The organism is Klenkia sesuvii, assembly GCF_037083825.1.
Lineage (GTDB): Bacteria > Actinomycetota > Actinomycetes > Mycobacteriales > Geodermatophilaceae > Klenkia > Klenkia sesuvii.
In genome coordinates, this window is the sequence record NZ_JBAPLU010000004.1 from 223,394 (window position 1) to 238,484 (window position 15,091).

A 15,091-nucleotide genomic window follows, 5' to 3' on the forward strand; every position below is an offset into this window, starting at 1 on the left:
TGATCACTCCCCCCCTTTCTGGACGTACCCCTTGATGAACTCCTCGGCGTTCGACTCGAGCACCCCGTCGATCTCGTCGAGGATGTCGTCGACGTCGGCGCTCATCTTCTCGCGGCGCTCGGCGCCCTCGGCGTCGACCGGGGCCTCGACCTCCTCGGTCTCCTCCCGTGACCGCGTGGCCTTCTGCTGCCCGCCGGTGTCCCTGGTGGCCATGTCGCCCTCCCGTTCCTGTGGGTGTGCTGCCCTGCTGCGCAAGCTACCCCGCGGGTACGACAGGAACCGCTCAGGCTTCCCAGCCGCCGAGGTGGCCGGCGTGCGCGTCGGCCAGCTCGTGCAACCAGGCGATGCGCGCGTCGAACGCCGGCGTCATCGGGGGCTCCAGCACCCGCACGGTGACCTGCCACTGCACGTCACCCACCCATCGTCCGGGCTCGGCCGGGACGGGCTCGACCACCTCGTCGCCGGCCCGCCGGGCCGCTCTCGCGGTGAACGCGTCGGCCTGCTCGCGGGTGGCGAACCCGACGAGGTGACGGGTCTCGTCCGACGGCCCGGGTGCGGTGCCCCCCGACCGCAGACGACCGGCGAGGTCGTCGAGGGCGATGAGCAGCTCGGCGGGCGTCGCCCCGGCACCCAGCAACCCGGCGCCGGTGAGGTGCCGGGTCAGGGACGTGGTGAGGGAACCCGGCAGGTCACCGGACAGCAGGTGCACCTGCAGGGCCGACAGCACCCGCACCAGGGCGGCGACGTCCCCGGGCGCGATGGACCGGGTGGCCGTCCGCCGGGGGCGGCGCGGCTGGTCGGGCGTGGTCACGGCCCGGTGATGGTGTCGACCAGCTCCTGAGCGCTCCCGACCCGCTCGAAGAGGGCACCGACGTGGTCGCGCGTCCCGCGCAGCGGCTCCAGGGTGGGCACCCGCACCAGGTTCTCGCGGCCCAGGTCGAACACGACCGAGTCCCACGACGCGGCCGCCACCTGCGCCGGGTAGCGCCGGAGGCACTCCCCGCGGAAGAAGGCCCGGGTGTCGGTGGGGGGCTCCGTCATGGCGGCGGTGACCTCCTCCTCGGTGACCAGCGTCTGCATGGCCCCCCGGGCCACCAGTCGCTGGTAGAGCCCCTTGTCCGGCCGCACGTCGGAGTACTGCAGGTCCACCAGCGCCAACCGGGCGTCCCCCCACGAGAGCCCGTCGCGGGCGCGGTAGCCCTCCAGCAGCCGCAGCTTGGCCGGCCAGTCCAGCCGGTCGGCCAACCGCATGGGGTCGACGGCGAGGTCGTCGAGCACCTCGCCCCAGCGGGCGAGCACGTCGTGGGTCTGCGGGTCGGTGTCACCGGTGGTGGCCACGAAGGCCCGCGCGCGGTCCAGGAACTCCTGCTGCACCTGCACCGCGGTGAGCCGGCGGCCGTCGACCAGTCGGATGCGGTGGGTCAGCGAGGGGTCGTGGCTGACCGCCTGCAGCTCGGCCACCGGGTCCTCGACCGCCAGGTCGAAGGTCAGGGCGCGGGCCTCGATCATCGCCAGCACGAGTGCCGTCGTCCCCACCTTGAGGTAGGTGGACAGCTCGGCCAGGTTGGCGTCGCCGATGATCACGTGCAGCCGCCGGTACTCCTCGGGCACGGCGTGCGGCTCGTCGCGCGTGTTGATGATGGGGCGCTTGAGGGTGGTCTCCAGCCCCACCTCGACCTCGAAGAAGTCGGCGCGCTGGGACAGCTGGAAGCCCTGGGTCCGGCCGTCGGTGCCGATGCCCACCCGCCCGGCCCCGGCGAACACCTGGCGGGTGACGAAGAACGGCACGAGGCCCTTGATGATGTCCAGGAACGGGGTCCGCCGGTCCATGAGGTAGTTCTCGTGCGCCCCGTAGGACTGGCCCTTGCCGTCGGTGTTGTTCTTGTACAGCTGGATCGGTTGCGTGCCGGGCACCCGGGCGGCACGCACGGCGGCCTCGGCCATGACCCGCTCCCCCGCCTTGTCCCACAGCACGACGTCGCGCGGGCTGGTCACCTCGGGGCCGGAGTACTCCGGGTGGGCGTGGTCGACGTAGAACCGGGCCCCGTTGGTGAGGACGACGTTCGCCATCCCCGGGTCCTCGTCGGGGTCGTTGTGGTCCAGCGCGCGCGCCGGGGAGAGGTCGAACCCGCGCGCGTCCCGCAGCGGGTTCTCCTCCTCGAAGTCCCACCGGGGCCGACGGCGCACGGTCGCCTCGGCCGGTGCCCAGGCGTTCACCACCTGGCTGGACAGCGTGGTCGGGTTGGCCCCGGGCTGCCCGGGCACCGAGATGCCGTACTCGACCTCGGTGCCCATGACCCGCCGCACGCTCATGGACCCACCCTAGGCAACGGGCCCCGTCGTCCCCACGACGTGCTCGACACGCCACGGGACCCACGACGGGACCGTCCCGGACCGGGACCGCGTCAGGCGTCGCGGAAGGACGTGCTCGTGGTGCCACCGGCGGCCGGGACCAGCACGCAGCTCGGGAAGGGGTACCGGGCCCAGGACTGCGCGTCCTCGGTGGTGATGTCCAGCAGCACGTCGGCCGGCAGCGGACCGTCGAGGTAGTCCACCGCGTCGGGCAGGCACTGCTCGGCGAGTACCGACCGGGCTGCCCGGTCGGCCGGGAACGGGGTGCCCTCGGCGACGTCGGGCCAGCCGATGAGCTGCTCGGCCCAGTGCGGCTCGCTGCAGGCGACCACGTCGTGGACGACCGGGTCGCCGTCCAGGCACGCGCGGTAGGGCGCGGTGACGCCGGACTGCAGCGCCCCGGCCAACCGACCGGGGGCCGGCTCGGGGCGCCCGTACCCGTAGGTCACGTCGCAGGCCACCCAGCGTGCCCCGGCGGCCCACTGCTCCTCGGTGGGCAGCACCCGTGCGCTGCTGGCGTAGGTGCGGTCACCGGGGCCGGCCTGCAGGTAGTCGTCGACCAGCTGGTAGTCGCAGACCTCCTCCCAGGCGTCGCCGAGGTACCCGTCCTCGAGCTGGTCCTCGGTCGGGTAGGGAGCGTCCAGGGCCAGCCCGGTGTCGGCGACGGCGGCGGTCTCGCCGCTGTGCCCGTCGCCGCAGTCGACCACCGGCGGCACCTCCAGGGGCAGGTAGGCGACCTCGATGTCGTGGCAGGTGCCGATGGCCGGTGCCCCGAACGACGGGTCGCCGGTGGCCGGGGCCGCCCCACCGGCCGGGCTGGCCACCCCCTCGACGACCGAGGTGCACCCCGACACCAGCAGGGCGGCGGAGACCGCCAGGACGACCCGTCGCATCGGCTAGAGGTACTGCCCGGTGTTCGTCGCCGTGTCGATCGCCCGGCCGGACTCGTCGCCCTTCCCGCTGATGAGCGTGCGGATGTAGACGATGCGCTCGCCCTTCTTGCCCGAGATGCGCGCCCAGTCGTCGGGGTTGGTGGTGTTGGGCAGGTCCTCGTTCTCCTTGAACTCGTCGACGCAGGCGGCCATGAGGTGCCCGACCCGCAGCCCGTGCGCCCCGGTCTCGAGGTGGTCCTTGATGGCCATCTTCTTCGCCCGGTCGACGATGTTCTGCAGCATGGCGCCGGAGTTGAAGTCCTTGAAGTACAGGACCTCCTTGTCGCCGTTGGCGTAGGTCACCTCGAGGAAACGGTTCTCCTCGGTCTCGGTGTACATGCGCTCGACGGTGGAGCGGATCATGCCGGCGATGGTCGACTCGCGGCTGCCGCCGTGCTCGGCCAGGTCGTCGGCGTGGATCGGCAGCGTGGACGTCAGGTACTTGCTGAAGATGTCGCGGGCGGCCTCGGCGTCGGGACGCTCGATCTTGATCTTCACGTCGAGGCGGCCCGGGCGCAGGATCGCCGGGTCGATCATGTCCTCGCGGTTGGAGGCGCCGATGACGATGACGTTCTCCAACCCCTCGACGCCGTCGATCTCGCTGAGCAGCTGCGGGACGATGGTGGACTCGACGTCGGAGCTGACACCGGTGCCGCGGGTGCGGAAGATCGAGTCCATCTCGTCGAAGAAGACGATGACCGGCGCACCCTCGCTGGCCTTCTCGCGGGCCCGCTGGAAGACCAGGCGGATGTGCCGCTCGGTCTCCCCGACGTACTTGTTCAGCAGCTCCGGGCCCTTGATGTTGAGGAAGTAGGACCGCGCGCGGGTCGCCTCCTCGGCACCGTGGGCCACCGCGATCTGCTTGGCCAGCGAGTTGGCCACGGCCTTGGCGATGAGCGTTTTGCCGCACCCGGGCGGGCCGTACAGCAGGATGCCCTTGGGCGGGCGCAGCTCGTAGGTGGTGAACAGCTCCTTGTGCAGGAACGGCATCTCGACCGCGTCGCGGATCTGCTCGATCTGCCGCGCCAGGCCACCGATGTCCCCGTAGTCGATGTCGGGGACCTCCTCGAGGATCAGCTCCTCGACCTCGCTCTTGGGGATGCGCTCGTAGACGAAGCCCGAGCGGGGCTCCAGCAGCAGCGAGTCGCCGCTGCGCAGCTTGGTGCCGGCCAACGAGTCGGCCAGCTGGACGACGCGCTCCTCGTCGGTGTGCCCGACGACCAGGGCGCGCAGCGGCTGGCCCTCGATCGGCTCGAGCAGCTCCTTGAGGGTGACGACGTCGCCGGAGCGCTCGAAACCGCGCGCCTCGACCACGTTCATGGCCTCGTTGAGCATGAGCTCCTGGCCGTACTGCAGCGCTTCGCCGTCCACGGCGGGCGAGACCGTCACCCGGAGCTTGCGGCCGCCGGTGAAGACGTCGACCGTGCCGTCGTCGAACCGACCGAGGAACACCCCGTAGCCCGACGGCGGCTGGCCCAGCCGGTCGATCTCCTCCTTGAGCTGCACCAGCTGGTCGCGGGCACCGCGCAGGGTGTCGGTGAGCTTGTCGTTGCGGTCGGAGAGGAACGCGACCCGGCCCTCGGCCTCGGCGACCCGCTCCTCGAGCGCACGCACCTGGCGGGGGCTGTCGGACACCTTGCGGCGCAGGAGGCCGATCTCCTCCTCGAGGTAGCTGATCTGGCTCACCAGCGAGGCGACGTCCCGCTCCCGTCGCGCTCGGAACTCATCAGGCCCGAGAGAACCCACCACGCACCTCCGCACACGTCAGGGGCTGCCGAGCCGCCACTGTATCCACGGTGTGCGCCAGGACGCCGCGCCGCCGGGCTCCCCCGGTGACGTCCGTGCAACGGGTGGCACCAGCCGTCTCAGAACCGCCGCACCTTCCGGGCGCGCAGCGGCGCGACGGCGCCCTCGGCCAGCCGCCGGCAGGTCACGAGGAAGGCCGTGTGCGCCACCATGCGGTGCTCGGGCCGGACGGCGAGGCCCTCGGCGTGCCAGGGCCGGTTCATCGACTCCCAGGCGTAGGGCTCGGTCCAGCAGGCCTGTGCCCGCAGCGCCTCGACGTAGGTGGACAGCTGGGTGGTGGTGGCCACGTACCCGATGAGCACCCCGCCCGGCCGCAGGGCGGCGGCGACGGTGGGCAGCACGGCCCAGGGCTCGAGCATGTCCAGCACCACGCGGTCGACGGTCTCCTCGGCCGGGTGCTGGTCGAGGTCGCCCAGCCGCAGCGACCAGTTCGCCGGGACCTCCGTCAGGAACGTCTCGACGTTGCCCCGGGCGACCTCGAGGAAGTCCTCGCGGCGCTCGTAGCTGGTCAGGGTCCCGGTGCTGCCCACGGCCCGCAGCAGGGAGCACGAGAGCGCCCCGGACCCGGCGCCGGCCTCGAGCACCCGCATGCCGGGCCCGATGTCGCCGAACCCCACGATCTGGGCGGCGTCCTTGGGGTAGATGACCTGGGCCCCGCGCGGCATGGACAGCACGAAGTCGGCCAGCAGCGGGCGGAACGCAAGGTAGCCGGTGTTGTTCGTGGAGTGCACCACCGAGCCCTCGGGGGCGCCGATGAGGTCGTCGTGCTCGATGGCGCCCTTGTGGGTGTGGAACTGCTTGCCCGGCACCAGGACGACGGTGTGCATGTTGCCCTTGGGGTCGGTCAGCTGGACCCGGTCCCCGACCTCGAACGACCCGTCCACGGGGCGGGACGGCGGGTCGGCGACGGCGGCGGGCTGCTCGGGCTGGGGGTCCACGGGCGACGAGCCTAGGTGAGCGGGTCGGCGGCACCGTTCTGTCGGACCCGGCACCTACCGTGGGTGCCATGACGACGACGGAGCTGGCGCTGGACGTCACCGACCCCGCGGCCGACCCGGCCGACCAGCGCACCACCGCGGCCGACACCACCCCGCGCCGGCCCTCGCTGTCCCCGTCGCGAGCGGCTGACTTCAAGACCTGCCCGCTCCTCTACCGCTTCCGCACCATCGACCGGCTGCCGGAGCGGAAGTCCCGGGCGGCGGTGCGCGGCACGCTGGTGCACGCGGTGCTGGAGAAGCTCTACGACCTGCCCCCGGCCGAGCGCACGGTGGCCGCGGCCCGTGAGCTCGTCGACCCGGCCTGGGTCGAGCTGCGCGAGGAGCCCGGCGTGGCCGAGCTGTTCGACCCGCCGGGCGAGGGGTCGGAGCAGCCGGCCGAGACCCTGGAGGCCTGGCTGGCCTCGGCCGGTGCGCTGGTCGAGACCTACTTCCGGCTGGAGGACCCCACCCGCATCCGGCCCGAGGGCCGGGAGGAGCTGGTGGAGGTCACCCTGCCCGACGGTCTGCTGCTGCGTGGCTACGTCGACCGCCTCGACGTCGCCCGCAACGGGGCACTGCGGGTGGTCGACTACAAGACCGGCGGCATGCCGCGCGAGGCGTTCGAGGCCAAGGCCCTGTTCCAGATGAAGTTCTACGCGCTGGTGCTCTGGCGCACCCGCGGCGTGGTGGCCGCCCAGCTGAAGCTGATCTACCTGAAGGACGGCGACGTCCTGACCTACGCCCCCGACGAGCCCGAGCTGCTGCGGTTCGAGCGCACGCTGCAAGCCATCTGGGCCGCCATCGGCAAGGCGGTCGAGACCGGGGACTTCCGGCCCAACCGCAGCAGGCTCTGCAGCTGGTGCGACCACCAGGCCTTCTGCCCCAGCTTCGGGGGCACTCCCCCACCGTTCCCCGCCGAGGCGGCCGCGGCGGCCGGCTGGCGCACCACCCTCCCGGTCACCGCGGTCGGGTGAGGCGCCGGTGACCGGTCAGACCGGGGCGGCCTGCAGCAGCCCGGCCAGGGTGTCGGGGGTGATGCCCACGAGCGTGCGCACCTGGGTCAGGCCGGGCAGGTCAGGGAGACCCTGCCCGGCCGGCACCACCAGCACAGGGCACCCCGCGGCCAGGCCGGCCCGGCTGCCGGTCAGCGAGTCCTCGACCACGACGCACTCCGCCGGTCCGAGACCGAGGGCCGCCATGGCCTGCCGGTAGGGCGCGGGGTCCGGTTTGCGGGCCGGTACCTCGTCCCCGCAGACGGTCACCTCGAACGGCTCGGTGCCCAGGTCGGCGCGCAGGTGCTCCAGCACGAGGGTGACCAGGGGCCGGTCGGTGGTCGTCACCAGTGCGGTGCGCACGCCGTCCCCCAGGCAGGCCAGCAGCAGCGCGCGCGCACCAGGGCACCAGCTGACCGACGTCGCCATCAGCTCGGTCACCCGGGCGAGCACCCGCTCGGCGTCGCCGGCGCGCTCGTCGGCGGTGCGGTCGACCCCGACGTCGCGGCCGACGACGTCCAGTGCACCGGGCAGGTCCATCCCCGCCGTCGAGGCGAGCGCGGCGGCCGAGACCCGGTGGCCCCAGGCGGCGGCGAGCTCCACCAGGGCCTGGTCCCAGTACTGCTCGGTGGCCAGCAACGTCCCGTCCATGTCGAACAGCACGGCCCCCAGCTGGTCCGTCATTCGTCCTCCGTGCGGTAGCCCAGGTTCGGCGCCAGCCACTTCTCGGCCTCGGCCACGGTCCAGCCCTTGCGCTCGGCGTAGTCGGCGACCTGGTCACGGCCCAGCCGGCCCAGCACGAAGTACTGCGACTGCGGGTGGGAGAAGTACAGCCCGCTCACCGCGGCCCCCGGCCACATGGCCATCGACTCGGTGAGCTCGATCCCCACGGTGTCCTCGACGTCCAGCAGCGACCAGATGGTGCGCTTCTCGGTGTGCTCGGGGCAGGCGGGGTAGCCCGGCGCCGGCCGGATGCCCCGGTACTTCTCCGCGATGAGCGCCTCGGCCGAGAGCCGCTCGTCGGCGTCGTAGCCCCAGAACTCGGTGCGCACCCGCTCGTGCAGCCGCTCGGCGAAGGCCTCGGCCAGCCGGTCGGCCAGCGACTCCAGCATGATCGCCGAGTAGTCGTCGAGGGCCGCCTTGAACTCGGCCACCTTCTCGGCCGAGCCCAGCCCGGCGGTCACCGCGAACGCGCCCACGTGGTCGCGCAGCCCGGACGAGGACGGGGCGACGAAGTCGGCGAGGGACTTGCGGGCCGACCCGTCGCGTCCTTCGCCCTGCTGGCGCAGGTGGTGGAGGGTCGCTGCGACCTGGGTGCGGTCCTCGTCGGCGTAGACGGTGATGTCCTCCACGCCGTCCACCCGGTCGGCCGGGAACAGCCCGAACACCCCGGCGGCGCGCAGCCACTTCTCCTCGACGATGCGGTCGAGCATCGCGTTGGCGTCGTCGTACAGCCGCCGGGCGGCCTCCCCGGTGGCCGGGTTGTTGAGGATGTCGGGGAACCGGCCGCGCATCTCCCAGGCGTTGAAGAACGGCTGCCAGTCGATGTACCGGCGCAGCTCGTCGAGCGGGTAGTCGGTGAAGACCTTCGTGAACTGGGTGGCGTGCCCGCCGCGGTGGTCGCAACCCGCGCCCGTGCAGGCGTCCGGCGACTGCTGGGCCAGCATGCGCGGGCGGGGCGGTCGGTAGCCCGACCAGTCCATCTCCGGGGCGGCGCCGCGGGCGGCGGCGAGGGTGAGCAGCGACCGGGTGTCCTCCCGCGCGGCGTGCCGTTCGCGCAGGGCGTCGTACTCGGCCTCGGTGCTGGCCAGCAGGCCGGGGCGCTGCTCGTCCGACAGCAGCGCGGCGACGACGGGGACCGACCGGGACGCGTCCTTCACCCAGATCACCGGGCCGTGGTAGCGCTGGTCGACCTTGACCGCGGTGTGCGCCCGCGACGTGGTGGCCCCGCCGACCATGAGCGGGATGTCGAAGCCCTGCCGCTCCATCTCGGTGGCGAACCCGACCATCTCGTCGAGCGAGGGCGTGATGAGGCCGCTCAGCCCGATGACGTCGGCCCCGTGCTCCTTGGCGGCGTCCAGGATCTTCTGCGCCGGCACCATGACGCCGAGGTCGACGACGTCGTAGTTGTTGCACTGCAGGACGACGCCGACGATGTTCTTGCCGATGTCGTGGACGTCGCCCTTCACCGTGGCCATGACGACCGTGCCGTTGGAGCGGGCGGCGTCGCCGGGCTGCTTCTCGGCCTCGATGTGCGGCACCAGGTGCGCGACGGCCTTCTTCATCACCCGGGCGCTCTTCACCACCTGCGGCAGGAACATCTTGCCCGCGCCGAACAGGTCGCCGACGACGTTCATGCCGTCCATCAGCGGGCCCTCGATCACCTCGATGGGCCGGCCCCCGCGGGCGGCGATCTCCAGCCGCAGCTCCTCGGTGTCGGCTTCGGCGAACTCGTCGATGCCCTTGACCAGCGCGTGGGTGATCCGCTCCCCCACCGGCAGCGAGCGCCACTCCTCGGTGGCCACCTCCCGCGCAGCGCCGTCCCCGGCGTAGTCACCGGCGATCTCCAGCAGCCGCTCGGTGGCGTCGTCGCGCCGGGCGAGGACGACGTCCTCGATGCGCTCGCGCAGCTCGGCCGGGACCTCGTCGTAGACCTCGAGCGCCCCGGCGTTGACGATGCCCATGTCCATCCCGGCCCGGATGGCGTGGAAGAGGAACACCGCGTGGATGGCCTCGCGCACCGTGTTGTTGCCGCGGAAGCTGAACGAGACGTTGGAGACACCGCCGGAGACCAGGGCGCCGGGCAGGTTCTGCTTGATCCAGGCGGTGGCCTCGATGAAGTCCAGCCCGTAGCGGGCGTGCTCCTCGATGCCGGTGGCCACGGCGAAGACGTTCGGGTCGAAGATGATGTCCTCGGCCGGGAAGCCGACCTGGTCGACCAGGATGTCGTAGGCGCGGCGGCAGATCTGGGTGCGGCGCTGCAGGGTGTCGGCCTGCCCGGCCTCGTCGAAGGCCATGACCACGACGGCGGCCCCGTGCTTGCGGCACAACCGGGCCTGCGCCACGAACTCCTCCTCGCCGTTCTTCAGCGAGATCGAGTTGACGATCGACTTGCCCTGCACGCACTTGAGGCCGGCCTCGATGACCTCCCACTTGGAGGAGTCGACCATCGTGGGCACCCGGCTGATGTCGGGCTCGGCGGCGATGAGCTTGGTGAAGCGGTCCATGGCCGCGACGCCGTCGATCATGCCCTCGTCCATGTTGACGTCGATGACCTGCGCGCCGGCCTCGACCTGCTGGCGGGCGACGGCGAGCGCCGCCGGGTAGTCCCCGGCCTTGATGAGGTTGCGGAAGCGGGCCGACCCGGTGATGTTGGTGCGCTCGCCGACGTTGACGAACAGCGACTCGGGGACCACGGTGAGCGGCTCCAGCCCGCTCAGCCGCAGGGCCGGCTCCACCACCGCCGGGGTGCGCGGGGCCAGGCCCTCGACGGTGCCGGCGATGGCCGCGATGTGCGCCGGGGTGGTGCCGCAGCAGCCGCCGACGAGGTTCACCAGGCCGGCCTGGGCGAACTCGCGCAGGACCGCTGCGGTCTCCGCGGGCGACTCGTCGTACTCCCCGAAGGCGTTGGGCAGCCCGGCGTTGGGGTAGCAGGACACGAAGGTGTCGGCCACGCGGGAGAGCTCGGCGATGTAGGGCCGCATCTCGGCCGCACCCAGCGCGCAGTTCAGCCCGACCAGCAGCGGGCGCACGTGCCGCACGGAGTTCCAGAACGCCTCGGTGACCTGGCCCGAGAGCGTGCGGCCGGACGCGTCGGTGATGGTGCCCGAGATCATCACCGGCCAGCGCCGCCCGCGGTCCTCGAACAGCGTCTCCAGCGCGAAGATCGCGGCCTTGGCGTTGAGCGTGTCGAAGATGGTCTCGACCAGCAGGACGTCTGCCCCGCCGTCCACCAGGCCCCGGGCCTGCTCGAGGTAGGCGGCGACCAGCTCGTCGTAGCCGACGTTGCGGGCCCCGGGGTCGTTGACGTCGGGGCTGATGGACGCCGTCCGGCTGGTGGGGCCGATGGCCCCGACGACGAACCGCGGCTTGTCGGGCGTGCTGGCGGCGTCGGCGGCCTCGCGGGCCAGCCGCGCACTGGCGACGTTGAGCTCGTAGGCGAGGTCGGACATGCCGTAGTCGGCCAGCGAGATCGTGGTGGCGTTGAACGTGTTGGTCTCGAGCAGGTCCGCGCCGGCGGCCAGGTACTCGTCGTGGATGCCACGGATGATCGCCGGCTGGGTGATGCTCAGCAGGTCGTTGTTGCCCTGCACGTCGCTGGGCCAGTCGGCGAAGCGCTCGCCGCGGTAGCCGGCCTCGTCGGGGCGGTCGCGCTGGATGGCGGTGCCCATGGCGCCGTCGAGCACCAGGATGCGCTGGCCCAGCAGCCCGCGGAGCTGCTCGGTGGCGTCGGGACGGACGGCATCGGGACGGACGGCGTCGGACTGCGGCACGGGTACCTCACGGGTCAACGGGTGCGGCTCGCCAGCGGCGAGTCGGCTGCGTTGCGGGGCTCCACGGTGCGACCTCTTCCCCGCCATTGTGCACGCCCGGCCGCGCCGGACGGCGGCAGCACGCGGGCGACGTAGGCTCGGACGGGTGATCGACCCCACCTCCACCCCCTCCGACCTCCCCCGCCTCACCGACCCCGTCGTCGTGGTGGCCTTCGAGGGTTGGAACGACGCCGGGGACGCCGCCACCGGCGCGCTGGAGCACCTGGAGCTGATCTGGGACGCCGAGCCGCTGGCCGCGCTGGACCCCGAGGACTACTACGACTTCCAGGTCAACCGGCCGCAGGTGTCCCTCGTCGACGGCGTCAGCCGCCGCATCGAGTGGCCCACCACCCGCATCTCGGTGGCGCGGAAGCCCGCCGGGGGCGAACGCGACGTCGTGCTGGTGCGCGGCATCGAGCCCAACATGCGCTGGCGCGGGTTCTGCGCGGAGCTGATCGGGATCCTCCAAGAGCTCGACGTGTCGACCGTCGTGGCCCTCGGGGCGCTGCTGGCCGACACCCCGCACACCCGTCCCACGCCGGTCACCGGGTCGGCCTACGACGACGAGTCCGCCCGCCGGTGGGGCCTGCAGAGCTCGGCGTACGAGGGGCCCACCGGCATCCTCGGCGTCTTCCAGGACGCCTGCGTGCAGGCCGGGTTGCCGTCGGTCAGCTTCTGGGCGGCGGTCCCGCACTACGTGTCCCAGCCCCCCTCGCCGCGGGCCACCGTCGCCCTGCTGCGGCGGGTCGAGGAGGTCCTCGAGCTGGACGTGCCGCTGGGGGCGCTGCCCGACCTGGCCGACCAGTGGGTCAAGCAGGTCGACGAGATGGCCGCCGACGACGACGAGGTCGTCGAGTACGTCCGGTCGCTGGAGGAACGGGCCACCGAGACCGACCTCTCCCAGGCCGACGGCGACCAGATCGCCCGGGAGTTCGAGCGCTACCTGAAGCGCCGCGAGCAGTGACACTGCGATCCTCCGGATCGCACCGCGGCCAGGAGCCGTCCCCCGGCTGCGCTGAGCGTGGCTGCGCCCGCCTCGGGGAGGGGGCTCGTGCCTCGCACCCTCCCGTCGTCGGGCAGGGACGAGTCCTCCGTCGGGGGACCCGCCGGGCCCCCGCTCCTCAGGACAGGAAGGTGGTCATCCTCGTGGCTGCGTCTGCCTGGAACAGGCGGTCGTGGGTGGTGAGGGCGTACCGGTCGGTCATGCCGGTGACGTGGTCGACGACCTGGGTCATCGTGTCGGCCTCGGCGTCCCGGTAGCTGTTCGGGATCTGCTCGGGGTGGGCCAGGTAGTGCTCCACCAGCCGCCGGATGACGTCGATCGCCACGTGCTTCTGCCCGGCCGCCACCTCCGAGCCGTAGACCCGCTCGAACATGAACGCCCGCAGCTCGTGCATGGCCTCCAACGGCTCCGGGGCCATCACCACCCGGCCGCCGTCGGCGAGGCTCCCGGCGACCACCGCGTCGATCATGGCGCCGACCATCTGGCTGCCCGGCTCGCCGAACACCACGCGCGCCGAGGCCGGCAGGTCACCGGGCGCCAGCACCCCGGCCCGGACGGCGTCCAGCGCGTCGTGGGACAGGTAGCCGATGCGGTCGGCGTACCGCACGCACTCGGCCTCGCGGGTGGTCGGCGGGGGGTCGATCTTCCAGCTGTGCGCCCGTACGCCGTCGCGCACCTCCCACGTGAGGTTGAGGTTCTCCAGCCGTTCGACGATGCGTACGCCCTGGGCGGCGTGGTGCCAGCCCCCGGGGACGTAGGGGTCCAGGGCCTCCTCGCCGATGTGCCCGAACGGTGAGTGCCCGACGTCGTGGGCCAGCGCGATCGCCTCGGCCAGGGTCTCGTTCAGGCCCAGCGCGGCCGCCAGCGAGCGGGCCACCTGGGTGACCTGCAGCGTGTGCGTCAGCCGGGTCACGAAGTGGTCGCCGTCGGGGTGCAGGAAGACCTGGGTCTTGTGCTTGAGGCGGCGGAAGGCCTTGGCGTGCAGGATGCGGTCTCGGTCGCGCTCGTAGGCGGTGCGCAGCGGGTCCTCGGGCTCGGGGCGCGCCCGACCCCGGCCGGCCGCCGAGCGCGCGGCCCCGGGCGCGAGCAGCTGCTCGGCCTGCTCGCGCGCGACCCGGTCGGTGCGTCCGAAGGCGGCCACCGCGGGCTACAGCGCGATGCCCAGCAGGGCGTCGACGGCGTCGCGGACGACGGACGGCGCGCCCTCGTCGGCCTCGGCACCCTCCCCGCCGGCCAGCGTCGCGGCGGCCCAGGCGTCGACGGCTGCGACGGCACCGGGCGAGTCGAGGTCGTCGGCCAGGCGCTCGCGGACGGCGACCAGCAGCTCGGCCGCACCGGACCCCGACCGCCGGGACACCGCCTCGCGCCAGGTGGCCAGCCGGTGCTCGGCGTCGGCGAGGAGGTCGGAGGTCCAGGCGCGGTCGGTGCGGTAGTGGCCGCTCAGCAGTGCGAGCCGGATGGCCATGGGGTCGACGCCGTCGCCGCGCAGCCGGGAGACGAATACGAGGTTGCCCCGGCTCTTGCTCATCTTCTCCCCGTCCAGGCCGATCATCGCGGCGTGGACGTAGGCCTGGGCGAAGGGCTTGGTGCCGGTGAGGGCCTCGGCGTGCACGGCGGAGAACTCATGGTGCGGGAAGACCAGGTCGCTGCCGCCGCCCTGCACGTCGAAGCCCATGCCGATGGTGCCCAGGGCGATCGACGCGCACTCGACGTGCCAGCCGGGCCGCCCGGCCACGCCCTGCGGGCCGGGCCACGACGGCTCGCCCTCGCGCGCCCCGCGCCACAGCAGCGGGTCGAGCCGCTGGCGCTTGCCGGGGCGGTCGGGGTCACCGCCGCGCTCGGCCGAGAAGCGCAGCATGGTCTCCTCGTCGTAGCCGCTCTCGCCGCCGAAACCGGGGGCCTGGCCGATGTCGTGGTAGACGTCGCCGGTGCCGTCGTCGAGGGTGTAGGCCAGGCCCGCGGCCTGCAGCTCCTCGATGTGGGCGACGATCTGCGGGATGGCCTCGACGGCGCCCACGTAGTCCTCCGGCGGCAGCACCCGCAGCGCGGTCATGTCCTCGCGGAACAGCGCCGTCTCGCGCATGCCGAGCACGACCCAGTCCTCGCCGTCGCGGTCGGCCCGCTCGAACAGCGGGTCGTCGACGTCGGTGACGTTCTGCACGTAGTGCACCGCGTGCCCCAGGTCGCGCCACATGCGGTTGACCAGGTCGAAGGCCAGGTAGGTGGCGGCGTGGCCGAGGTGGGTGGCGTCGTAGGGCGTGATGCCGCAGACGTACATCCGCGCGGTCGGCCCGGGCTGGGTCTGCACGACCTCGCGGCGCGCGGTGTCGTGCAACCGCAGAGGGAGGCCGTTCCCGGGCAAGGAGGGCAGGAGGGGGGCGGGCCAGCTGAGCACGGGCCGAGCCTACGGCGGGGGTCCGACAACCGTGATCGCCCACCGTCGAGGCACCGCGGCGCACCCACCGCCGGAGTGCGCGCCCACGCGGGTCAGCTCGAT

General features: G+C 72.8%; 12 protein-coding genes. 2 read left to right on the top strand and 10 right to left on the bottom strand.

What is annotated here, in order from left to right; translation table 11 throughout:
- Positions 1-3: 3 nt before the first annotated feature.
- From TEK04_RS06145 to TEK04_RS06170, 6 genes are all read right to left on the bottom strand, one after another.
- Positions 4-213, bottom strand: a complete 210-nt coding sequence (locus TEK04_RS06145) for a ubiquitin-like protein Pup (protein ID WP_336403435.1) — start codon at positions 211-213, stop codon at positions 4-6.
- A 70-nt stretch (positions 214-283) separates the two neighbouring features.
- A complete protein-coding gene (locus TEK04_RS06150) occupies positions 284-811 on the bottom strand; it encodes a hypothetical protein (RefSeq protein ID WP_336403436.1) in 528 nt (175 codons plus the stop codon).
- Entirely contained in the window at positions 808-2,313 is a 1,506-nt protein-coding gene (dop, locus tag TEK04_RS06155) for a depupylase/deamidase Dop (RefSeq protein WP_336403437.1), read from the bottom strand. The genes TEK04_RS06150 and dop overlap by 4 nt, the downstream gene beginning before the upstream one ends.
- 92 nt (positions 2,314-2,405) lie before the next feature.
- Positions 2,406-3,245 carry a septum formation family protein gene (locus TEK04_RS06160; RefSeq protein WP_336403438.1) on the bottom strand — a complete coding sequence of 280 codons (840 nt, stop codon included), beginning with the start codon at positions 3,243-3,245 and terminating at the stop codon, positions 2,406-2,408.
- 3 nt (positions 3,246-3,248) lie between these two features.
- Positions 3,249-4,970 (bottom strand): proteasome ATPase, encoded by a 1,722-nt coding sequence (gene arc, locus TEK04_RS06165; protein WP_336403439.1) that lies wholly within the window; start codon positions 4,968-4,970, stop codon positions 3,249-3,251.
- A 179-nt stretch (positions 4,971-5,149) separates the two neighbouring features.
- On the bottom strand, positions 5,150-6,028 hold the full coding sequence (locus tag TEK04_RS06170; protein WP_432277319.1) for a tRNA (adenine-N1)-methyltransferase: 879 nt from the start codon (positions 6,026-6,028) through the stop codon (positions 5,150-5,152).
- Positions 6,029-6,096: 68 nt separating this feature from the next.
- On the opposite strand from TEK04_RS06170, the gene TEK04_RS06175 reads away from it, so the two are divergent.
- Positions 6,097-7,041, top strand: a complete 945-nt coding sequence (locus TEK04_RS06175) for a RecB family exonuclease (protein WP_336403440.1) — start codon at positions 6,097-6,099, stop codon at positions 7,039-7,041.
- Between the two features lie 15 nt (positions 7,042-7,056).
- Here TEK04_RS06175 and TEK04_RS06180 read toward each other — a convergent pair whose 3' ends face one another.
- Complete coding sequence (locus tag TEK04_RS06180) at positions 7,057-7,743, bottom strand: HAD family hydrolase (protein WP_336403441.1); 687 nt, start codon at positions 7,741-7,743, stop codon at positions 7,057-7,059.
- On the bottom strand, positions 7,740-11,552 hold the full coding sequence (gene metH, locus TEK04_RS06185) for a methionine synthase (RefSeq protein WP_336403442.1): 3,813 nt from the start codon (positions 11,550-11,552) through the stop codon (positions 7,740-7,742). The genes TEK04_RS06180 and metH overlap by 4 nt, the downstream gene beginning before the upstream one ends.
- Positions 11,553-11,697: 145 nt before the next feature.
- On the opposite strand from metH, the gene TEK04_RS06190 reads away from it, so the two are divergent.
- A complete protein-coding gene (locus tag TEK04_RS06190) occupies positions 11,698-12,555 on the top strand; it encodes a PAC2 family protein (protein WP_336403443.1) in 858 nt (285 codons plus the stop codon).
- A 157-nt stretch (positions 12,556-12,712) separates the two neighbouring features.
- Here TEK04_RS06190 and TEK04_RS06195 read toward each other — a convergent pair whose 3' ends face one another.
- Both TEK04_RS06195 and mshC read right to left on the bottom strand, forming a co-directional pair.
- Positions 12,713-13,735: an HD domain-containing protein gene (locus TEK04_RS06195; RefSeq protein WP_336403444.1), complete on the bottom strand. Its 1,023-nt coding sequence runs from the start codon at positions 13,733-13,735 to the stop codon at positions 12,713-12,715.
- A gap of 6 nt (positions 13,736-13,741) precedes the next feature.
- The gene (gene mshC, locus TEK04_RS06200; protein ID WP_336403445.1) at positions 13,742-14,989 is read right to left on the bottom strand and encodes a cysteine--1-D-myo-inosityl 2-amino-2-deoxy-alpha-D-glucopyranoside ligase; all 1,248 of its coding nucleotides are present in this window, start codon (positions 14,987-14,989) and stop codon (positions 13,742-13,744) included.
- Positions 14,990-15,091: the final 102 nt, after the last annotated feature.